This is a genomic window from Streptomyces sp. B5E4 (assembly GCF_039871555.1).
GTDB lineage: Bacteria > Actinomycetota > Actinomycetes > Streptomycetales > Streptomycetaceae > Streptomyces.
In genome coordinates, this window is the sequence record NZ_JBDPMI010000009.1 from 19,240 (window position 1) to 41,398 (window position 22,159).

At 73.6% G+C, this 22,159-nt stretch carries 15 protein-coding genes; 4 read left to right on the forward strand and 11 right to left on the reverse strand.

The genetic code is table 11. The annotated features are described in order from the left end of the window. The first annotated feature begins 11 nt into the window (after positions 1-11). Positions 12-596 (forward strand): TetR/AcrR family transcriptional regulator, encoded by a 585-nt coding sequence (locus tag ABGA99_RS14380; RefSeq protein WP_347578249.1) that lies wholly within the window; start codon positions 12-14, stop codon positions 594-596. Between the two features lie 120 nt (positions 597-716). Beyond that, a complete protein-coding gene (locus tag ABGA99_RS14385; RefSeq protein ID WP_347582767.1) occupies positions 717-1,877 on the forward strand; it encodes a maltokinase in 1,161 nt (386 codons plus the stop codon). A 22-nt stretch (positions 1,878-1,899) separates the two neighbouring features. Here the strand turns inward: ABGA99_RS14385 and ABGA99_RS14390 are convergent, their stop codons facing one another. The 11 genes from ABGA99_RS14390 to ABGA99_RS14440 form a co-directional block, all read right to left on the reverse strand. Beyond that, a complete protein-coding gene (locus ABGA99_RS14390; protein WP_347582768.1) occupies positions 1,900-2,631 on the reverse strand; it encodes an MBL fold metallo-hydrolase in 732 nt (243 codons plus the stop codon). Between the two features lie 83 nt (positions 2,632-2,714). Further along, positions 2,715-3,788, reverse strand: coding sequence for a hypothetical protein (locus tag ABGA99_RS14395; protein ID WP_347578252.1), 1,074 nt, complete (start codon positions 3,786-3,788; stop codon positions 2,715-2,717). Continuing rightward, on the reverse strand, positions 3,788-5,227 hold the full coding sequence (locus ABGA99_RS14400) for a polysaccharide pyruvyl transferase family protein (protein WP_347578253.1): 1,440 nt from the start codon (positions 5,225-5,227) through the stop codon (positions 3,788-3,790). Before ABGA99_RS14400 ends, ABGA99_RS14395 begins: the two co-directional genes overlap by 1 nt. A 59-nt stretch (positions 5,228-5,286) precedes the next feature. After that, on the reverse strand, positions 5,287-6,627 hold the full coding sequence (locus ABGA99_RS14405) for a UDP-glucose/GDP-mannose dehydrogenase family protein (protein WP_347578254.1): 1,341 nt from the start codon (positions 6,625-6,627) through the stop codon (positions 5,287-5,289). 18 nt (positions 6,628-6,645) lie between these two features. Then, a complete protein-coding gene (locus ABGA99_RS14410; RefSeq protein WP_347582769.1) occupies positions 6,646-7,980 on the reverse strand; it encodes a hypothetical protein in 1,335 nt (444 codons plus the stop codon). Between the two features lie 14 nt (positions 7,981-7,994). Beyond that, positions 7,995-10,097 (reverse strand): acyltransferase family protein, encoded by a 2,103-nt coding sequence (locus tag ABGA99_RS14415; RefSeq protein ID WP_347582770.1) that lies wholly within the window; start codon positions 10,095-10,097, stop codon positions 7,995-7,997. A gap of 55 nt (positions 10,098-10,152) precedes the next feature. Further along, the gene (locus tag ABGA99_RS14420; protein WP_347578257.1) at positions 10,153-12,114 is read right to left on the reverse strand and encodes a glycosyltransferase family 2 protein; all 1,962 of its coding nucleotides are present in this window, start codon (positions 12,112-12,114) and stop codon (positions 10,153-10,155) included. A 14-nt stretch (positions 12,115-12,128) separates the two neighbouring features. Beyond that, positions 12,129-14,150, reverse strand: coding sequence for a hypothetical protein (locus tag ABGA99_RS14425; RefSeq protein ID WP_347578258.1), 2,022 nt, complete (start codon positions 14,148-14,150; stop codon positions 12,129-12,131). After that, positions 14,147-15,679, reverse strand: a complete 1,533-nt coding sequence (locus ABGA99_RS14430; RefSeq protein WP_347582771.1) for a bifunctional cytidylyltransferase/SDR family oxidoreductase — start codon at positions 15,677-15,679, stop codon at positions 14,147-14,149. Before ABGA99_RS14430 ends, ABGA99_RS14425 begins: the two co-directional genes overlap by 4 nt. A gap of 131 nt (positions 15,680-15,810) precedes the next feature. Further along, positions 15,811-17,382, reverse strand: coding sequence for a glycosyltransferase family A protein (locus ABGA99_RS14435; RefSeq protein ID WP_347582772.1), 1,572 nt, complete (start codon positions 17,380-17,382; stop codon positions 15,811-15,813). Positions 17,383-17,472: 90 nt separating this feature from the next. Then, a complete protein-coding gene (locus ABGA99_RS14440; RefSeq protein ID WP_347582823.1) occupies positions 17,473-18,846 on the reverse strand; it encodes a cation:dicarboxylase symporter family transporter in 1,374 nt (457 codons plus the stop codon). A 136-nt stretch (positions 18,847-18,982) separates the two neighbouring features. Between ABGA99_RS14440 and ABGA99_RS14445 the strand changes: the two genes are divergently transcribed. Then, entirely contained in the window at positions 18,983-21,292 is a 2,310-nt protein-coding gene (locus tag ABGA99_RS14445) for an ATP-binding protein (RefSeq protein WP_347582773.1), read from the forward strand. Next, positions 21,289-21,990, forward strand: a complete 702-nt coding sequence (locus ABGA99_RS14450) for a response regulator (protein ID WP_347578262.1) — start codon at positions 21,289-21,291, stop codon at positions 21,988-21,990. Before ABGA99_RS14445 ends, ABGA99_RS14450 begins: the two co-directional genes overlap by 4 nt. Positions 21,991-22,159: the final 169 nt, after the last annotated feature.

Sequence of the window (22,159 nt, forward strand, 5' to 3'; positions counted from 1 at the left end):
GGTCCGGCACCATGGACGACGTGAGCACCCCGTCCCTTCGCCGCACCCCCGTCCAGCAGCGCAGCGCCGAGCGGCTGGCCCGGATCCTCGACGCCTGCGCCGAACTCCTCGACGAGACCGGCTACGAGGGCCTGACGACCAGCGCCGTCGCCGACCGCGCGGGCGTCCCCATCGGCTCGGTGTACCGCTTCTTCCCCAACAAGCGCGCCCTCGCCGACGCGCTCGCCGCCCGCAACCTCGACGACTTCACCCGCCGCGTCACCCGCCGGCTGGCCGCCGAGCCCGCGCAGGCCGGCTGGCGGCGCATCCTGGACTCGATGCTGGCGGAGTACGTCGCGATGATGCGTACGGTCCCGGGCTTCGCGCAGGTGGACTTCGAGGCCAACGACCCGGTGGCGGCCCGGCTCTGCGACATCCTCGCGGAGCGGCTGTCCCTGCCCGTGACGGCGTCGCTGCAGCGGTCGTGCCTGGTGGCGGTCGAGGCGGCCGACGCGCTGCTCCAACTCGCGTTCCGCGCCGACCCGGAGGGCGACGCGGCGCTGCTGGCGGAGACGCGGACGCTGCTGCACGCGTATCTGTCGCGCACGCTGGACTGAGGGGGCGGGACGGTCACGCGGCGGCGGGACGCGGAGGCGCTGCTGCCGGGGCTACGGGCCTGGCTGCCGCGGCAGCGGTGGTTCGCCGGGAAGGACCGCCCGATCACGGGGCTGTCCCCGGTGTCGGCGACCGCGCTCCTCCCGGGCGTGCTGCACCTGCTCGTCCGCGTCCGGCAGCCGGGGGCGGGATCCGGGGACTGCTATCAACTCCTGCTCGGCACCCGCCGCCCGCCGGCGGCGTACGACGCGCTGGCGGATCCGCGGACGGCCGCGCTGCTGCTGGAGCGGCTGCGCCGGCCGGGGCGCACGGGGCGTCTCACGTTCGTACGTGAGGGGTGGGCCGGCGGGTACGCCGGGACCGGGCTCCCGGCGCGGCCGCTGGCCGCGGAGCAGTCCCACACCTCGGTGGTGTACGGCGACCGCTTCGTCCTCAAGGTCTTCCGCCGCGTCGACCCCGGCCCCAGCCCCGACCTGGAAGTGCCCTCGGCCCTGGCCCGCGCGGGCGGCGACCGGGTGCCGCCCCCGCTGGCGTGGTTCGAGACCTCCGCGCTCACGGACGAGCGCGGCTCCCCCGCGACGCTCGGCGTGCTCAGTCCGTACCTGGCCGACGCCGCGGACGGCCGGCGGCTGGCGGCCGAAGCCCTCGCGGCGCGGACGGACTTCACGCCGTACGCCCGCGCGCTCGGCCGGGCGACCGCGGACCTGCACGAGACGCTGCGCCGCGCGCTGCCGGTGACGGTGCTGCGCGCCCCGCAGTCGGCGGCGCTGGCCGCCGCGATGACGGCGCGGCTGGCGGCCGCGGCGGCGGCGGTCCCGGCGCTGCGCCCGTACCGCGCCCGGCTCGGCGAGACGTTCGCGGCGGTGGCGGAGCTGGGCGCGGCGGGCCGGACGTGGCGGGCGCAGCGGGTCCACGGCGACCTGCACCTGGGCCAGACGCTGCGCGGATCGCGCTCCGGCCGCTGGTCGTTCGTCGACTTCGAGGGCGAACCGGAGCTGCCGCCGCCGGCCCGCCGCCGCCCCCACCCGGTGACCCGCGACGTGGCGGGAATGCTGCGCTCCTTCACCTACGCGGCACCCGGGGCGCCGTCGTGGGCTGACCGGTGCGGCGCGGCGTACTGCGCGGGCTACGCGGAGCGGTCGGGCACGGACCCGCGGGAGGAGGCGGCGCTGCTGCGCGCGTACGTGGCGGACAGAGCGGTCCACGAGGTCGTGTACGAGGCGGGCAACCGCCCGGGGTGGCTGGGCGTCCCGCTGGGGACGATCGCGGACCTGGCCGGGTGAGCACGCGGGGCGGCGCCCGGGATCAGCCGCCGAGGGCCGCCTCGACCTCCGCACGGCGCCGCGGCGCCCCGTGGCTTTCCACGTACCACTCGTACTCCGCGCTCACCAGGCTCCGCGCCAGCGTCAGGTCCGGGCCCGCGCCCTCCTCCCGCAGGTGGTACGGCGGCGGGTAATAGCAGTCGCCCACGAACAGCACGCCCTCCGACGGCACTCCGACCACCGTCGAGTCCGCCGCGTGGCCGCCGCCGACGTGCCGCAGCTCCACCGTCACGCCCCCGAGCGGGATCACGTGCCGGTCGGTGAACGTCTCGTCGGGCGGCACGATGCGCAACGAGTCCCACCCGTCCTCCGCCATGGCGCGCGAGCGCGCGGTGTAGCTCGGGACCAGGCGCGGGTCACGGGCGGTCTCGGCCCGTACGTACGCCTCCGACCACGGCTTCTCCGCCTCCGCGCGCAGCGCGTCCGCCGTCAGCTCGTGCGCGGTCACCGGCACGGCCCACTCCTGCGCGCCCCAGACGTGGTCCCAGTGGTGGTGGGTGTGGACGAGGGCCCGCGCCCGCGGCAGGCCCGCGCCGCCGAGGGCGTTGCGGATCCGGCGGGCCAGCGCCGGGCTGTGGCCGGCGTCGACGAGCAGGCAGCCGTCGTCACCGGCGATCACGCCGACGCCCGCCTGCACCCGGTCCGGATCGGGGTGGTGCGGCCACCACCACACCCGCTCGGTGATCCGCACCAGCCCCGGCACCGCTTCCGCCATGTGCCCGCCTTTCTCTCACCGCCCGGCGCCGACACGCCCCGGCCCCGGACTATATGCGGCTCGCGCCCCGGAGGCGCCCGGCGCTACGGAGACTCCGCCGCCGCCAGCAGCGCCCCCGTCACCGCCGCGTACGCCGCACCCACCGGCACCCACGGCGCCGCGGCAACGGCGGATCCCGCGGGCTCCGCCAAGTCCCCGGCGGCCACCTCCGGCACCAGCGCGTCCAGGTCCCCCACCACCCGGACGCCCGACTTCCTGATCCCCGCGACGATCTCCGCGCTGACCTCCGCCGCCGCCCGCCGCGCCCACGCGGGCGTGGCGATGCGCTCCGCCGGATCCGTCGGCACATGCGCTCCGCGCAGGCTGCGGACCAGGGCCTCGCGCACCAGCTTGCGCTCCTGCGCCGGGCGTTCGGCCCGGGACAGCTCCCTGTTCACCAGCCGCAGCACCTCCACCTCCCCGGCGGTGAGCGACCGGTTGGTGAACCCGTCCTGCTCCGGTTCCAGCACCCCGGCCGGCAGCCCCAGCAGCCCTTCGAAGGCCCGCAGAGGCGCCAGCGGGTCGGCCTGGTCGACGACGACCACCGTGAGGTGGTCCGCGCCGGCCGCCTCCGCCCAGCGCGCCACCAGCTCGTCGTGCCGGTGCCGCCGCCAGAACGACGGCGTCGGCTTCCGGTACGGCGGCCGGCGCAGCATGCCGTCGAGCCACTTGTCGTACGCGTGGTGGTGGCCGGACTTGATGTACTCCTGCCACTGCGACGGCAGGATCCTGACCAGCGGCCGCAGCGTGACGACGACGTGCACCCGCTCCCCGCCGAGCCCGTCGACCACCGCACGCGCCGCGGCGGCGTCCGCGTTGGCGAAGCGCTCGCTGCTGACGACGACCCGGCGCCGCCGCCCCGCGCCGGCGACCTCCGCGCACAGCTTCTCCCAGTGCGCCATGCTCGGCGCCTCCAGGCTGTTCACGGGCGTCCCGCCGGCGATCGCGGCGGCGGCGTGCGCCGGTTGCCGGGAGGCGCCGGCGTAGCGGACGCCGTGGGCGGCCAGCGCGCGCCTGCCGCGGTGGAACGCCCCCTGCAGCGTCGTGGTGCCGGTCTTGTGCGGCCCGATGTGCACCAGCCGGCTGCCCGGCGGGAGCGCGCCCTGCCGCTGCGCCATCAGCCTCGCCCGCCCCGGCCCCTGAAGACCCCGCCGAGTCGCGCCATCGGCCCCTTGTCCATGGCGGCGACGCGCCGCTCAAGACCGGCGAGCTGCTTCTCCAGCCGGCCGACCTGCTCGGTCAGTTCCTCGTTGCGGTCCTTCAGCTCGCCGATGCGGCGCGCCGCGGCGTCCTGCCGCTTGCGGACGGTCTCGGCCCGCTCGTGCAGCCAGGCGACGCGGTAGCGGTTGGCGCCGTCGTCGGAGCCGTCCCACACCCGCATCGAGGGCGGCAGGTCGAGGCCGGCCATGCGCTCCTCGAAGGCGGCGCCGCGGTCGCCATGGGTGTAGGTGTCCTTCAGGCCGTTGCGGTCGAGGAAGCGGGCGAACCGGTCCCAGCGCTCCTGGTGGCCGTTCTGCAACCCGGCGAAGTCGGCCTTCTCGTACAGGTTCGCCGGGTCCATGTCGGCGGGCTGGTCGGCCAGCATCTCGTACGGGATGCCGAAGTAGCGGCAGAGTTCGAGGGTGCGCGAGTCGTGGCAGAGCACGACGGCGGGCGTGCCGGCCAGCAGCGCGGTGATGTTGCCGTGGATGCGGGTGCCGAACGCGAAGTCGTGCTCGCGCAGTTCCGCCATCCAGCGGTACGGGTCGGTGGGCAGCCGCATCTTATCGTCGCGCAGCAGCCCGTGCGTGCCCCGGTTGGGCAGGTCGGCCGACTCGCCCTTCTCGGCGGTGGTGTCGCCCCACAGCAGCAGTTCGGCGTCGGTGAGGTTCTGCGCGTAGTACGTGAGGTGGGCGAAGCGCTCGTACGCGTGCTGCGCGATCTCCGCGATGGGGCCGACCTTCGGGGCGCCCGGGGAGATGTTGATCGCGAGGCGGGAGGCGTCGGTGATGCCGCCCTCGGGCCTGCGGATCTCGGGGAAGGTGTCGCCGTGGAGGAACATCGACGGGCAGCCGATGATGTCGACTTCCTTGTCCTTGTAGCCGAGTTCCTTCAGATAGCCGGCGGTCAGCTCCCCGCGTACGCCCACGGACGCGGACCGCTTGAGCGCCGCCTTCATGAACCGCTTGACCGCCGGCTCGATGGCCTTCAGCCGCTCGGTGTCGTAGTCGGCGCCGGTCTGGGCACCGACGCCGATGACGACGACGGGGATGGTGAGTTGCTCGATGAGCCGGCTGAGGCGGTTGAGCGACGCCTCGAACGACGGCCGGAAGGCGTTGGCGAGCGGCACGACGAAGGCGTCGTACTGGTCGTTTATCTGTGCCGCACGCTCCTTGGAGTAGTCCGTCTTGAGGCCGTTGGAGACGACCTCGGTGCCGGGAACCTGGAGCAGCTTGTGCGTGGCGTCGCTGAACACCAGGTTCCCGGCGTTGGTGCCGATGAGGTCCTGCTGGATGACCTCGGTCCGCGTCGGAACGTGGAACGGGCTCTTACCGGAGCGGATGAGAAGGCGCTTCATGGTGGGGGCGGTTCCGTTCGTGTGGGGGTGCTGCGGTGGTGGTGGTGGTGGTGAGGGTTTCAGAGCGCGGGGCGTCCCATGGCCCGGAACGTCCAGCCCGCGGCGCGCCAGGGCGCCGGGTCGAGGGTGTTGCGGCCGTCGATGAGGTGCGCGGTGGCTGCGGCGCGGGCGAGCCGGCGCGGGTCGAGGGTGCGGAACTCGCTCCATTCGGTGAGGTGCAGCACGACGTCGGCGCCGGCGATCGCGTCCTCGGCGGAGTCCGCGTAGCGCAGCGTGGGGAACTCCCGGCGGGCGTTGTCCATGCCCTTCGGGTCGTAGACGGTGACCTGGCCGCCCTGGAGGTGGATCTGGCCGGCGACGTTGAGCGCGGGCGAGTCGCGTACGTCGTCGGAGTCGGGCTTGAACGTCGCGCCCAGCACGGCGATCCGCCGGCCCAGGAAGGTCCCGTCGCAGGCTTCGCGGGCGAGTTCGACCATGTGGGCACGGCGGCGCATGTTGATCGAGTCGACCTCGCGCAGGAACGTCAGCGCCTGGTCCACGCCGAGTTCGCCGGCGCGGGCCATGAAGGCGCGGATGTCCTTGGGCAGGCAGCCGCCGCCGAAGCCGACCCCGGCGCGCAGGAACTTCTTGCCGATCCGGTCGTCGTAGCCGATGGCCTCGGCCAGCTTGACGACGTCACCGCCCGCGGCCTCGCAGATCTCCGCCATGGCGTTGATGAACGAGATCTTCGTGGCCAGGAAGGCGTTGGCGGAGGTCTTCACCAGTTCGGCGGTCGGGTAGTCGGCGACCACGAACGGCGTACCGTCGCCGACCGGGCCCGCGTACACCTCGCGCAGCAGTTCCTCGGCGCGCTCGCTCGTCACACCGACGACGACGCGGTCGGGGCGCAGGGTGTCCTCGACGGCGAAGCCCTCGCGCAGGAACTCCGGGTTCCACGCCAGCTCGGCCTGCTCGCCCGCCGGCGCCAGCTCGGCCAGCCGGCGCGCCAGCCGGGCCGCGGAGCCCACCGGCACCGTGGACTTGCCGACGACCAGGCACGGGCGGTCGAGCCGGGGCGCCAGGGTGTCGATCGCGGCGTCGACGTAGCTCATGTCGCAGCCGTACTCACCCTGCTTCTGCGGCGTGTTCACGCACACGAAGTGCACGTCGCCGAAGGCGGCCACCTCGTCCCAGTCCGTCGTGAAGCGCAGCCGCCCGGTCGCGCCCTCGACCCCGGCGACGTGCTTGCGCAGCAGCTCTTCGAGGCCGGGCTCGTACATCGGCACCCTGCCCGCCGAGAGCAGCTCGACCTTCTCCTTGACGACGTCCAGGCCGAGCACCTCGAAGCCCAGCTCCGCCATCGCGGCGGCGTGCGTGGCACCGAGGTAGCCGGTGCCGATCACAGTGATTCTCAACGACATCCGTGCAGGTCCTTCTGGTTATCGGCGGATACGGCGAAGGCCGCGCCTGGCGGCGCTCCGCAGCGGGTTGGTGGCGCCGCCCCGGCCTCCGGCGGAGGCGTCGGCGGGCGCCGGCTCGGGCGTGGCGGTGGCGGCCGTCCCGGTGGCGGTGGACGCGCCGGACCCGGAGGAGTTCGGCCCGGTGGCGTCCTTCGCCGCCGAGGCGGCCTGGCTATCGTGCGTGGCCGCCTCGGCGGCGGCCCTGGTGTCGAGCGTGGACTGGGCGAGCAGCGCGCCGATGACGGCCTGCGCCGCCGCGGCCGCGGGGATCGTCGCCTGGGCCGGCGGCGCGGCCGGCGCGCTCGGCCGCTTCGCCAGCGACGCCAGGTCGCCGACGATGTTGACGCCGAGCGCGGCGATGGCGGCGGTCATCTCCTCGGCCAGCTCCGTGGCCTCGGCCACCGCCCACTCGGGGGTGGTGACACGCGCCTCGTCGCGGCCGGGCTGGTACTTGTCGCGCATCCGGCGCAGCGCCCCGGCGCGGACGACCTTGCCGTGCCGTTCCACGGACCAGCCGCGGCGGTGCGACTCCTCGTTGAGCAGCCGGACCAGCTCGGCCTCGCCGTGGGTCATCGACCGGTTGTCGCGCTCGTCGTAGACGAGGAACCCGGAGGGCAGCCCTGCGAACTCCTCGAAGACGCGGAGCTGCATCTGCTGGTCGGACTCGTCCTGCACCAGGACGGTCAGGTTCTCCGGGCCCGCGGCCGCCGCCCAGCGGGCGATCAGCTCGTCGTGCCGGTGCCGACGCCAGAAGCTGGGCGTCGGCTCGATACACGGCTCGCGGTGGAACATGGCCTCCAGCCAGTCCTCGTACGACGAGCGCAGCCCGTTGCGCACGTACTGCTGCCACTGCGACGGCAGGATCTTCAGCAGCGGCCGCAGCGTGACGACGACGTGCACCCGCTCGCCGCCGCCGAGGTCGGCGACGACCTCGCGGGCGGCGTCGTCACCGGCGTTGGAGAAGTACTCGGTGCTGATGACCGTGCGCCGGTCGCCGGCCTGGTCGCACTGCTGCACCAGCCGCCGCCAGCGCTCCATGCCCGGCCGGTCGCGCTGCAGGAACACGTCGAGCTCTTCGCGTACGGGCGTGCCCGCGGGCCCCGGGAACTCCACCCCGATCTTGGCGAGCGCCGCCGCGACCGGCTGCCGCTTGCTGCCGGCGTACACCACGTCGTACGCGGGCAGCCGGTCGCGGGCGCTGTGGAACGCGCCCTGCAGGGCGGTGGTGCCGGTCTTGTGCGGACCTATGTGGAGGAGGCGCCCGCCGCGCGGCACCGTGGGCACCAGCGACGGCGGCGTTGGCTGCGTCGGCATCAGAAGTCCTTCTCTCATCCGACGCTCTCCGGCAACTGGTCGTCCAGCCAGCCCGTGAGCGTCTGCATGTACGTCTCGGTGATGTGCTCACCGGCCCGGTAGACGATCACGTTGCCGATGACGGCCGGGCAGGTCCCGTCCGGGCAGAGCTCGGGTGCGAGGTCGATGACACGGACTCCGGTCCGCTTCGCCGCCTCCGTGGTGACCTGCTCGTATTCCAGCCCCTCGCGCAGCGGGAACGCGCAGTCGGTGAGTTGGTCGGTGGCTCCCGACACGCACGAGGGTATGTCCTGCGGCGGGTACGGGATGTCGGCGAACGCTGTGACGTCCGCCCCGTTCTCCTTCAGCTCGCGCAGCGTGGCGGACATCCCGTCGCGCAGTGCGCCGGCGTTGTCGTCGCCGTCGAGCTTGTCGCCGCCGCGCATGGCCGCCTGGTCGTCGCGGTTGCCGACGAGCACGAGGTCGGCCTTCTCCTCGGCGATGCGCTCGACGGCGGAGGCCCGCCACTCGTCGCACTCGGTGTAGTCGCGCTCGTACTGCCGGTTGTAGATGGTGACCTTGGCGGGCGTGCAGGCGGACTTGGTGAGGATCAGCAGCCGCCAGCCGCGCTCCTCGGCGATGGTGATCAGCGCCGGGGAGAACTGCGCGGCGTGCGAGTCGCCGAAGAGCGCCACGGTGGTGTCCGACTTCTTGTCGCCGTAGACGCAGCCCTCGGCCTCGGTGTCGCGCTGCCCGGCGTGGCAGCCGTTGCCGTACACCGCGCCCTCGTCGGCGTCGGCGTCCTCGGGCAGCGGGCTGAGCACGGAGGCGGACTCCTGGACCTTCGTGGAGTCCTGCAGCGCGGCGGCGCCGACGGCCTGCGAGGGGTCGGCGAGCTTCATGGTCGGCACGGTGGCCCAGGTCAGCCAGCCCAGCAGGGCGCCGGCCGCGGTGCAGGCCAGGCCGAGGACGAGGCCGCGGCCCACCGGCGCCAGCGCGCGCGAGACCCGTACCGGGTTCTCCACCAGCGCGTGGGTGAGCGCGGCGGGCACCCAGCTCGCCGCGACGACGACCGCGAGCTGGGCGGTGGTGATGTTCGGCCACTTGACGGTCGCGAAGGCGACGGCCGGCCAGTGCCACAGGTACCAGGAGTACGAGATGCGCCCGACGTACCGCATCGGCGCGGTGCCCAGCAGCTTGGCGCCCACCGTGTCCTGCGCCGCGGCGCCGGCCGCGATGATCGCGGCGGCGCCCAGCACGGGCAGCGCGGCGGCGGAGCCGGGGAAGGGGGTCTCGTCGGAGAAGCCGAGGGCGGCCACCGCGATGGCCGCGAGCCCCGCGAGCACCAGCCCGCCCGCGAGCCGGCCCGGCAGCCGCCGCCAGGCGTCCGCGGGCACCAGCGCGATCAGCCCGCCGACGGCCAGTTCCCAGCCGCGGGTGAAGGTGGAGAAGTACGCGGCACCGGCCTCCTCCTGCGTGAGGTGGACCGAGTACGCGAACGAGGCCACGGCGATGGCGCCGAGCGCGACGGCCAGCCGCGGGCGCACCGCCTTGCCGCCGCGGCGCGTGCACCACCAGCCGATGGCGATGATCAGCAGCGGCCAGACCAGGTAGAACTGCTCCTCGACCGCCAGCGACCAGAAGTGCTGTACGGGGCTGGCGTCGGCGCCGAGCGCGGAGTAGTCGACCGCGAGCGACGCCTGCTGCCAGTTGACGACGTACAGCGCGGCGGCGGCCAGGTCCTTGGCGACGGTCTTGCGTTCCACCGGCGACATCAGCAGCCACGCCAGCAGCGCGACCGCCGCCAGCACGACGGCTGTCGACGGCAGCAGCCGGCGGGCGCGGCGGGCGTAGAACCCGGTGAGGGAGATCCGTCCGCTGCGCTCCAGCTCGCGCACCAGCAGCCCGGTGATGAGGAAGCCGGAGATGACGAAGAAGACGTCCACGCCGACGTAGCCGCCCGAGATGAGCGGCACGCCTGCGTGGTAGAGCAGCACCACGCCCACGGCGACGGCCCGCAGGCCCTCGACGTCGGGGCGGAACCCGCGGCCGGGGCCGGCCGCGCGCTGCGCGTCCGGCTGGGACCGGCGCTCGGTCGGATCGTGCGCTTCGAGCGCCGGGGCCTGCTGGCCGTGCATCAACCCTCCGGGTAACGGTACTGGTGGTGTCGGGTACGCCTGGTGCGCCGGGACGTCACTTGCGCGCGGCGAGCCGGGACTTGGCGGAGCGCAGCACGGTGGCGATGCTCCGGCCGGCCGGCGGTGCGGAGGCGGCCGGGGCGGGCTCGGCGGGGCGCACGGGAACGGTCCAGGCGAGGCTGCCGGCGCGTACGGTGACCTTCGGCGTGAAGGCGTCGCGCCGCTTGCGGGCCTCGCGCGGCAGCCGCAGCCGGGCCCGGTACGTCCGGGTGGCGCCGGCGGTCCTGCCCGGCTGGGCGACGGTGGAGGCGACGGTGCCGGCGGGGCCCTCGACGTCGAGCCGCACCGCGTCGGCGGGCAGCCCGGAGACGGTGGCGCGCACGTCGACCACGAGTTCGTCGCGGCGCGGCGTGGCCTGGGCGGCGGCCTCGATCCGCTTGGCCGCCCGGTGCTTGATCTCGCCCAGCTCCAGGGTGAGGTGGCCGCTGGAGCGGATCGCGTACAGGGTGACGACCTGGCCGGAGCCGGCGTGCTTGGGCGCGGCGTGCACGGCCGGCTGCTTGACGAGGCTCAGGTTGTGCTCGTCGCCGAACCGGGTGACGTTGGCCTCGCCGCAGCTCAGCGAGAGGTCCCAGAGCGCCTCGGCCAGCGGCTCGCCGCCGCCCGCGGTCGCCGGGTCGATGTCCAGCCGGAATTCCTGGAAGCCGGCGTCGTCCCGCTTGTCGGCCACGGTCAGCGGCAGCCGGTGCTGGACGATGCCGCCGCGCTGCTTGAGCAGCATCTCCGGCGGGGCGCTCCAGCCGTCGGGCGCGGGCGCCTTGATCGTGCCGGCGAGGTGGACGACGCCGGTGGCGGGGTCCAGCTCCGCCTTGCCGACCCGGAACGGGACGGGCAGTTCGTCCGTGACGTCGTAGAACTCGTCCGGGATGTTCCTGGCGGGGTCGCGGAAGAACGGGTACGTGGCGTAGACCCGGCCGTTCTCCGTCAGGTGGTCCACGGCGCGGTCGCCGAGCTTGTGGTGGTACTTCGACGCCGTGAGCAGGTCGTCGAGGTCGCCGCGGCGCACCAGCTCCATCAGCAGCCGCTCCACGACCGACAGCCGGGCCGCCATGCCCTCGCTGTACCACTCGTCGAAGAGCCGGCGCATGTCCTCGAAGGCTTCCCGCTGGTCCGAGGCGTGCTTCTCGCGGCGCAACTGCCGGATGGTGTGCGGCAGGTCGATGGTGTAGTGCCGGGCCAGCAGGTGGTGGCGCCGCGGGCCCTCCGGCACGTACTCCCCGACCAGCTCGAACATCGCCCGCAGGAACCGGATCCGCGGCGCGGTGCCCTTGGTGACGGAGGTGTTGTTGCCGCCGTCGTCGCGCTTGACCCAGTACACGCAGTCGTAGTCGGCGATCACGCTGATGCCGTTGGCGTTCAGGTACGCGGCGCTCGTGAACGGCTGGTCCTGGCCGACCCGCAGCTCGGGCCGGAAGCGCAGCCTGTGCTTCTCCACCAGCTCGCGCCGGAAGAGCTTCATCGGGTTCAGCGTCCAGTACACGCGGGAGCTGAACACGTCGGTGCGGGCCAGGTTCTGGTGGTACATGGACGTCGGCGCGCCGCGGCCGTTGACGCCGATCATCTTGCCGACGACGACATCGGTGCCGTGGGTGTCGGCGGTGTGGACCATCCGCTCCAGCGTCTCGCTGCCGATGTAGTCGTCGGCGTCCAGGAAGAACACGTAGCGGCCGGTGGCCCGCTCCAGACCCACGTTGCGCGGGCCGGCCGGGCCGCCGGAGTTCTCCTGGTGGATGACGGTCAGGCCCGGGTTCTCCGCGGCGAGCCGGTCGAGTTCGGCACCGGTGCCGTCGGTGGATCCGTCGTTGATGACGAGGATCTGCAGCCGGTCGGTGCCGATGGTCTGCTCCAGCACCGAGGTGACGCTGCGGGTGATGTAGGGCATCGAGTTGTACGCGCCCGTGATCACCGTCACGTCGGGTATGGATCCGGCCGCGGCCGTGTCCGCAGGGGTGGTCATCGTGCGGGTCTCCTTCAGACGGCGCGCTCTAGATTGCGGCGCTCGGACTTCTCCGCCAGTGCGCGCACGGCCTCGCCGAAGCGGACGACTGATGCGGGCTCGTCAGGTCCGAGCAGATATTCCTTCAGCTCCTCGCGCGCTCCGCGCAGCGGGTCGGCCGCGGGGTCGGGGACGGCGGCGAGCAGCTCGTCGATCTTCGCGGCGTCGGGGGCGAGGATGACCGCCGCCCGTACCGCGGTGTTCTGGCGCTTGAACTCCTGCTCCCCCAGGCCCGCCGAGTCGGTCACCGCGTACGGCTTGCCGCTGGCGATGAAGTCCGACACGACGCTGGAGATGTCCGAGACCATGCCGTGCGAGACGTTGAAGCAGTCGTACAGCCGCGGCCGGTCACCGGTGACGACGCGGTGCTCCCACCAGCCGAAGGAGCGCCAGTAGGCGTCGTTCCACTCCTCCTTCAGCCGGGCCGCCTCCGCCTCGCGGGCGGGGTCGACCACGGCGTCGCGGGAGGTCTGCGCCTCGTCGGCGGCCTCGTCGGTGAGCCGGCCGAGCTGCTCCAACTGCGCCTCGATACGGACCAGCTCGGCCCGCGCCGCCTCCCGCTCGCCCTGCTCGGCGGCGGCCGCCCGCACCCAGCGGGGGTCGGCGGCGCGGCGCGCACGGGCCTGCTCGACCATGGCGACGATGCGCTCGTGGGCCGCCTTGGCGAGCGGGCTGACCATGCCGGTGAACGGGTGCGGTTTGTACAGCACGCGCACCGGCGGGTCGGCGGCCAGCAGCCGGCGGACGATGTTCTCGCCGGCCAGCATGAGCGAGGTGTTGCCCGGGTCGTCGGTCCAGCCCTCCCACGTCGGCGCGTAGAGGATGGTGGGGATGCGGCCGGCGGCGGGCGCCTCGGCGGGCCGGATCGGCGCCAGTTGCGGGCGGCCGACCTCCACGATGGCGTCGTCGCGGACACCGACGTCGGCCAGCGCGTAGCGGTCGCGCCCGGCCCGGCCCGCGGTCCACACCTCGTCGTAGACCTTGGCGTACGGGTTGATGCTGGCGACCTTGTCGCTGTCGCCGTGGCCGATGAAGACGTGCTTCATCGTGGGCACCCGCAGCAGGTGGATGTTCTTGCCGACGTTGGCGGGGTACAGCGCGACCCGTACCGAGGCCAGGTCCATGTTCATCAGATGCACCGCGGACGGCACGCACGCCACCGGCACGGTGGTGGAGGCCAGGCCCGGCAGCGTGTGCTGCTCACGCACGATGAGCAGCGGGCGCTCGTCCAGTTCCTCCAGCGTCTCCAGCCACATGTTGATCTGGTACGTGGACTCCTTGGTGCCGGAGAAGTAGAGCACCAGCGTCGGCCGGTAGGCGCGCAGCCACTCGTCGAACCACTCCAGCACCGCGTCCCGCTTCGGCGGCAGCCCGCCGGGCCGCAGGTGGTACGCCACCACGAGGATGTACAGCACCGTCAGGCCCAGGGTCACGCCCATGCCGGCGTAGCCGTACGCGCCCCGCCCCGTCTCGGCGGCGACGAGCACGCCCGTGACGGCGAACAGGTCGAGGTGCTGGACCTTCTCCGCGGCGCGGTGGGTGAGCACCCGGGGCGCGGCGTCGGAGATGCCGAGCGGCGCCAGGTCGATGTTGCGGGTGACGACCGGCAGCTTGCGGCGGTTGCGCAGCAGCGTGAGCAGGCCGCTGTGCGGTGCCTGCAGGGTGGCGATGAGGGCGAAGCAGGCGATGGCCTCGTAGCCGAGGGTGTCGCCCGCGACGCCCATCCGGGCCAGCAGCAGCACGAGCAGCAGTTGCCGCAGCATGAAGCGCAGCGTCAGGCCCGCGCGGGCGCGGGAGAGCCGGGTGAGCAGGTAGGCGTTGCGGCGGTGCAGGAAGTGGTCGGAGACGTAGCTCACGACCGCCACGACGGCGAACATGCCGAGGCTCGGGATCAGCGCGGCCACGAGCATCAGCGGGTACGCGGCCAGCATCAGGGCGGCGGAGGCGAACTCCGCGGGGCTGCCGACCCGGACCAGGCGAAGGAGTGCCCCCGTCACCGCACACCCGCCTCGGCGCCGCCTTCGCTGCGGTCGAGCACGGCGGCCAGCGCGCGGTCGACCCGCGAGCCGCGGGTCGGATCCTGCTGGCGCACGTCGATGACGTGGCCGGTCATCTCGGAGAGCAGCACGTCCAGGGAGGTGCGGGCGACGGCCTCGGAGGCCAGCAGCGAGCCGGCGGGCTCCTCGCCGAACGCCTTGGTGCGCATCGGGGTGGCGGTGCGCTCGGGGTTGATGCAGTTCACGCGGACGCCGTCGCCCGCCCACTCGTCGGCGAGTGCCTGGGTGAGGTTGACGACGGCGGCCTTGGTGGAGGAGTAGAGGCTGTACTCGGCGCGGCCGCGGGTGTAGCTGCTGGAGGTGTAGAGCAGCAGCTGGCCGCGGGTCTCGGCCAGGTACTTGTGGGCGATCCTGGCTATCTGCACCGGGGCGAGGTAGTTGACGCGCAGGGCCTCTTCGAGGGCGGCGTCGTCGGTCTCGGCGAGCCGGCCGATGCGCAGCACGCCGGCGGTGTTGACGACGTAGTCGATGCGGCCGGTCTCGTCGTAGGCGCGGCGCAGCGCCTCCTCGATGTCGGCGGGGTTCTCCACGTGCGTGCCGGTGGTGGAGCGGCCGAGGGGGTAGACGTGCGCGCCGTAGCCGCGGGCCAGCTCGCAGATGTCGCCGCCGATGCCGTACGAGCCGCCGAAGACGACGAGCGTGCGGCCCTCCAGCAGGCGGCGGTGGGCCTCCTCGTCGCTGTGCTCGGGGGCGGAGGTGGAGGCGAGCTGGAAGAGCTTGTCGGCGATGAAGACGTCGACGGGGTGGGTGACCTTCATGTTGTACTCGTCGCCCGCGACCACGTGGATCGGCACGTCCGGCAGGTACTTCAGCACCACCGAGCAGTCGTCGGTGGCCTGGAAGTTCGGGTCGCCCGCGGCCACCTCGTACGCCCGCCGGATGGTGGAGAGCTTGAACGCCTGCGGGGTCTGCCCGCGGCGCAGCCGGGAGCGGTCGGGTACGTCGGTGATGAACTCGCCGTCCTCGCCGTGCCGCCGGGTGACGATGATCGTGTCGGCGGAGGGGATGGCGACGTCCACGGCCTGGTAGCGCTCCAGGGCGGTGACGCAGTCGGCGATGACGCGGGCCGACAGCAGGGGGCGTACGGCGTCGTGGAAGAGGACGTTCGCGTCCTCGCCCTCGGCGAGGTCCGCGCCGATCTCGGCGATGGCGCGCTCGGTGGTCTCGTTGCGGGTGCCGCCGCCCTCCAGCACCCGGCGCACCTTGGTCAGCCCGGCCTTGGCGACGATCCGCTCGACGTCCTCGACGTAGCCGGGGGCCATGAGGACCAGGATCTCGTCGACGCGGTCGGCCTGCTCGAAGACCGTGAGCGTGTGCTCGATCACGGTCTTCCCGGCGATCTTCAGCAGTTGCTTGGGTATGGAGAGCCCCACGCGTTGCCCCGTGCCGCCCGCCAGCACCACGGCGGTGGTTCGGGTGGCCTGGCCGGTCGTACTCGCTGTCGGCTCCGTGGGGGCGCCTGTCGACACTGCTGCTCCTGGTGGTGATCGTGAGCGTCAGCCGAATTCGGGGTGAATTCGGCTCGACTGAAAGACATCCGAATGATGCGCAAAGTTGTACCCGGTTACGAGCTGAGCACGATATCGTCACCTCCCCGTGATCAGGACGCCGGGCGGACCGCTTGCCGGCCGCCCCGGCCGAGCCACCCGAGCAGTGCGCGCGCGGGGTTCGCGCTCTCCACCCGCACCGCCTGCAAAGGCAGCTCCGACCTGCTGTTTCCCGCGATCCGCAGGGCGAGGTGCCAGGTACCGGGACGGGGTACCCGGATACGGGCCGTGAACGTGCGCTTGCCGCCCGTGCCGGAGGCGGATGTGGCGTCGTTCACAGGCTCGTTGGGGGGTGCCGGGACGGCGACCGTGACCGTACGGCCGTCGCTCTCCCGGGTCGCCGTCAGCTCCAGCGGCACCGCGGGCAGCCGGACGCGGCGCCGGCCCCGCACGGATAACACCCGGGAGTCCCGGCGGTCCTGGGCGACGGTGACGGACCCGGGCCGGACGAAGGAGCGGGCGCCGACCTGGCGGGTGACGTCGAACACGGCGTCGGGCAGGCCGAGGCGGGAGTCGCGGAAGTACGGGTAGTGGGCGTAGACCCGGCCGCCCTCGACGGTGAAGTCGGCGGGCGCCAGCCAGCGCACCGGCTTGGCGCCGCCCTCGCGGTCGAGTACGCCGCGGCGCTTGCCGATGTACCGGACGACCGCCACCGCCTCGTCGTACAGCCCGCGCCGCACCAGCTCGCCCTGGAGACGCACGATCGCGGGGAGCTTCGCCAGCGCCGTCTCGCTGTACCAGCGGGCGACGGGCTCGTGCAGCGCGGCGAACATCCGGCGGGAGCGGTCGGGGTCGCGCTCGCGGTGCACGCCGCGCAGCGCGCGTTGGAGGTTGACCCCGAAGAGGCGGGTCAGCAGGTGGTCGCGGCGCGGGCCCGCGGGGGTGTTCTCCCCGACGAGGGCGAACATCGCGGGGAGCGTGCCGGAGCTGACGGGGCGGCCGGGTTCGGAGCGGGGTGCCTTGCGGACGGTGGTGGTGAGGTTGCCGCCGTCGTCGCGCAGCACGTAGTACACGCAGTCGTACGAGGCGAGCACGGAGATCTTCGCCGCGTGCAGATACGCCTTCGTCACGAAGACCTGGTCCTCGCCTGTGCGCAGTTCCTCGGGGAAGCGCAGCCCGTGCCGCTCGATCAGCTCGCGGCGGAACAGCTTCATGGGGTTGAGCACCCAGAAGACCCGGGAGCTGTAGAGGTCGGCGTCGGGCTGGTCGCGCCTGAACATCGACGTCGGCGGCTTCCGCCCGCCGACGCCGACGAGCTTGCCGAGGACGACGTCCGAGCCGTTCCGGTCGGCCATGGCGGTCATCCGCTCCAGCGCCTCCCGGCCCAGGTAGTCGTCGGCGTCGAGGAAGAACACGTACCGGCCGCGGGCCAGCGCGATGCCGGCGTTGCGCGGGGCGGCCGGGCCGCCGGAGTTCTCCTGGTGCACGACGCGGACCCGCCCCGGGTGCAGCCGGGCGAAGCGGTCGAGCTCCTCGCCGGTGCCGTCGGTCGAGCCGTCGTCGACGGCGACGATCTCGACGGCGTCCGGCGGCATGCTCTGCTCCAGCACCGATTCGACGCACCTGGTCAGGTACGGCATGGCGTTGTACGCGGCGATGACCACGCTGACGTGCGGCTGCTCCACTGGCCCCCCAGCCCGTTCTCGATGTTGTCCAAGGAGACCGGCCCGGGGGGCGAATGGTTGTCCTGTGTTTCCGTATTCGTAACGGGTTATTCAGACCTTCACGGGCTGCGATCCGGGCTTCAGCGGGGCGTCCGCAGGCTCGTCCGGTCCCGCCGCCGGGGAGGGCGCGTGGTCGTCCACGAGGGTGGCCTCGTCGAACGGCACCCGGCCGGCGAGGACGTGCTCGACACGGTCCTTGTCGATCTCCTTGGTCCAGGTGCCGATGAGGACCGTGGCCACCGCGTTGCCCGCGAAGTTGGTCAGCGCGCGGGCCTCGCTCATGAACCGGTCGATGCCGACGATCAGGCCGACGCCGTCGACGAGTTCCGGCCGGTGCGACTGGAGCCCGCCGGCCAGGGTGGCCAGGCCCGCGCCGGTGACGCCGGCGGCGCCCTTGGAGGCGACGATCATGAAGACGAGCAGCGAGATCTGCTGGCCGATGGTGAGCGGGTCGCCCATCGCCTCGGCGATGAACAGCGAGGCCATGGTGAGGTAGATGGCGGTGCCGTCGAGGTTGAAGGAGTAGCCGGTCGGCACGGTGATGCCGACGACGGGCTTGGAGATCCCGAGGTGCTCCATCTTCGCGATCAGGCGCGGCAGCGCCGACTCCGAGGAGGAGGTGGAGACGATCAGCAGGAACTCCCGGGCCAGGTACTTCAGCAGCCGGAAGATGTTGATGCCGGTGAAGAACTTCAGCACCAGCCCGAGCACCACGAAGACGAACAGCGCACAGGTGACGTAGAAGCCGATCATGATCATGGCCAGCGACTTCAGGGCGTCCACGCCGGTCTCGCCGACGACCGCGGCGATGGCGCCGAAGGCGCCCACCGGGGCCACCCACATGATCATCGCGAGCACCCGGAAGACCAGCCGCTGGATGTGCCCGATGCCGATCAGCACCGGCTCGCCGACGCGGCCCATGGCCTGCAGTGCGAAGCCGACGAGCAGCGCCACGAACAGCGTCTGCAGCACCTCGCCCTCGGTGAACGCGGAGACCATGGTGTGCGGGATGATCCCGAGCAGGAATTCGGTGGTCGACTCCGCGTCCCCGGCGGCGGCCTGGTCGGCGCCGACGCTGCGGGTCTCGTCGGTGAGGTGCAGGCCGTCGCCTGGCTGCACGATGTTGCCGACGACCAGGCCGATGGCCAGGGCGGCGGTCGACATCACCAGGAAGTAGCCGAGCGCCAGCCCGCCGACCGCGCCGACCTTGGCGGCCTTGCGGACCGAGCCGATGCCCAACACGATCGTGCAGAAGATGATCGGCGAGATCATCATCTTGATCAGATTGACGAAGCCCTCGCCGATCGGCTTGAGCTCCACGGCCGCGTCGGGCGCGGCGAAGCCGACCGCGACGCCCGCGAGCACGGCGACGATGACGGCGATGTAGAGATAGTGGGTGCGGTCCCGCTTCACGCGGCCCGCCACGGGGGTGGGTGCAGCCACGTCGCTGCCTCCTCACGGCTCGGTGTCCCTGCGGTCCCGGTGAATATGTCGGCCGGCGCGGACGGCGTCACCGTTGCGTTCATTTCGTTCACGTGACCGGTCCGGCGACACTGGATCCATGCGCCTCCCCCGTCCCCGCAGCCTGGCCGGCCAGCTCTTCGCGATGCAGGTCGTGCTGGTCACGCTGATGGTGGCCGGGGCGGCGGTCTTCATGTACGTCACGGCGCACGACCGCGCGGAGGAGGCGGCGGCCCGGCAGGCGGAGAGCACGGCGCGGGCGGTGGCCGCGGCCCCGGGGGTCGCCGAGGCGATCACCGGCGGCGGCAACCCGTCCGACGTCCTGCAGCCGTACACCGAGCGCGCCCGGCGGGACACGGCGGTGACGTTCATCACGATCATGGCGCCGGACGGCACCCGCTACACCCACCCCAACCCGGACGTGATCGGCGAGGCGTTCCTCGGCCACACCGCCCGCGCGCTGCACGGCGAGACCTTCACCGAGACGTACACCGGCACGCTCGGCCCGTCGCTGCGCGTGGTCACGCCGGTACGGGCCGACGACGGCCGGATCGTCGGGCTGGTGAGCGCGGGGATCACCATCAAGGCGATCAGCGACGAGGTGCGCCGGCAGCTCATGCCCGTGCTGTACGTCGCGGCGGGGGCGCTGGCGCTGGCGGGGCTGGCGACGTACCTCATCAACGCGCGGCTGCGGCGGCACACGCACGGCATGAACGCGGGCGAGCTGAGCCGCCTGCACGACTACCACCAGGCGACGCTGCACGCCGTGCGCGAGGGCCTGCTCATGCTCGACGGCGCGGGCCGGATCGCGCTGGTCAACGACGGCGCACGGGAGCTGCTGGGCATGCGCGCGGACGGCGAGGTGGTGGGCCGTCCGGTCGCGGACCTCGGGCTGCCGGAGCCGCTCACGGAGGCGCTGCTGTCGCCGGGGCCGCGGGTCGACGAGGTGCATCTGACGCGGGACCGCACGGTGGTCGTCAACACCTCGCCGGTCACGGGCGGCGAGCACCGCGGCACGGTCGTCACGCTGCGGGACGTCACGGAGCTGCAGACGCTGACGGGTGAGCTGGACTCGGCACGGGGCTTCGCGGAGGCGCTGCGCTCGCAGGCGCACGAGTCGGCGAACCGGCTGCACGCGGTGGTCTCGCTGATCGAGCTGGGGCGGACGGCGCAGGCGGTGGAGTTCGCGACGGCGGAGCTGGAACTGGCACAGACGCTGACGGACCGGGTGACGGGCGCGGTGACGGAACCGGTCCTGGCGGCGCTGCTGCTGGGGAAGGCGGCGCAGGCGAACGAGCAGGGGGTGGAGCTGGTGCTGAGCCCGGACAGCCGCATCGACGACGGCGTGCTCCCCTCGACGCTGCCGCCGCGGGACCTGGTGACGGTGCTGGGCAACCTGATCGACAACGCGGTGGACGCGGCGGCGGAGGGCGCGAGGACCCGGACGGCGTCCGGGGTACGGGACACGGCGCAGCCGCAGGTACGGGTCATGGCGCTGGCGGCGGACGGGGAGTTGCTGCTGCGGGTGGCGGACGACGGCCCGGGGGTGGACCCGCAGCGCGCGGAGGAGGTCTTCGCCCGCGGCTGGACCACCAAGCGCGGGGGCCCCGGCGGCCGCGGCCTGGGTCTGGCCCTGGTCCGCCAGGCGGCCCGCCGCCACGGCGGCGAGGCGACGCTGACCCGCGCGGAGAGCGGCGGCGCGGAGTTCACGGTCCGCCTGCCGCTGGGCCCGGCGGGAGCACGGGCCGACCGGACCCCGGAAGCCGGGGAGCCGCAGGCGGGACCGCCGCCGGAGCCCCGGACACCCGAGGGGGGAGCCGGGACGCCTCAGGGCGGGCCGCTCGCGGCAGCCCGGGCGGCCTCGGACGGGGCCGCCGCGGAAACCCCGGCGGACCCGGCGCACCCCGCCGCGGACGACCCGGCTTCGCCGGACCCGCCGGCACCGGCCGTTACCCCGAAGGGGGGCGACCTCCGAGGGCCCGGCACGGGCGGCTGGGCGGCGGACCCGTCGGTGACGGCCCGTACGCCCGCGGAGGGCGGGCCCACACCGGAACGGCACCCCGCCGACCGCGCCGCGGAGCCGGGCAGGCCTGCCGACCCCGCCGGCCCGCGGCAGCGTTCGGTGCCCCGCGCCCGCACCGCCGGGCCACCGGTCGACGGCACCCGGCATCCCGACCGGTCCGCGGATCCCGCGGACCCACCCGCCCCCTCCCGGCGTTCGACCTCCCGCACACCCACCGCGCGGCCGGACTTCGCCGACGGCACCCCGGGCCCCCACCGCTCTGAGGACTCATCCGACGCACCCGTGCCTGCGGTCCCCCGTGCCCGCTCCGTGGAGCCGGACCCCGCCCCGCGCCCCCGCCGGCACGGGGACGCCGCCGACACGGGGCCCCGCAGGGGCGACGGGTGACCGGCGCCGGGCGCTCCGCGCCCATCCGCGTGCTCGTCGTCGAGGACGATCCCGTCGCCGCCGACGCGCACCGGCTCTACGTCGAGCGCGTGCCCGGCTTCGCCGTCGCCGGGGCCGCGCGGTCGCGTGCCGAGGCGGCGCGCCTCCTCGACCAGGTGCCCGTCGACCTGATCCTGCTCGACCTCTACCTCCCCGACGGCCACGGCCTCGCCCTGCTCCGCTCGTTGCGCACCGCCGGGCACGCCGCCGACGTCATCGCCGTCACCTCCGCCCGCGACCTGGCCGTGGTCCGCGAGGGGGTGTCCCTGGGCGTCGTGCAGTACGTGCTGAAGCCGTTCGCCTTCGCCACCCTGCGCGACCGCCTCGTCCGCTACGCCGAGTTCCACGCCGCGGTCGGCGAGGCCGGCGGCCAGGACGAGGTGGACCGCGCGCTCGCCGCGCTCCGCGCCCCGGCGCAGGCCGCGTTGCCCAAGGGCCTGTCGGGACCCACCCTCGCCGCCGTCACCGACGCCCTGCGCCGGGCGGGCGACGACGGCCTCACGGCCACCGCCGCCGGCGAGGCCACCGGCACGTCGCGGATCACCGCCCGCCGCTATCTGGAGCACCTGGCGGAGACCGGCCACGCCGTCCGCGCCCCCCAGTACGGCCAAGTGGGCCGTCCCGAGCTCCGCTACCGCTGGTCCGACTCCCGCCCCTGACCGCCCGCCCCGGGGGTCCACACGAAAGCTTCCGGCCCGCCGGCGGCTGGAATCAGTCGGTTCAGCGCTGGAAACCGTCGGTACAACAACGTTGTCACCGATACAGGACAGCCCTTGTCAGAAGGATTGACCGGACATCCGGACAGCCGTACTTTCTCCGCATCCTCGC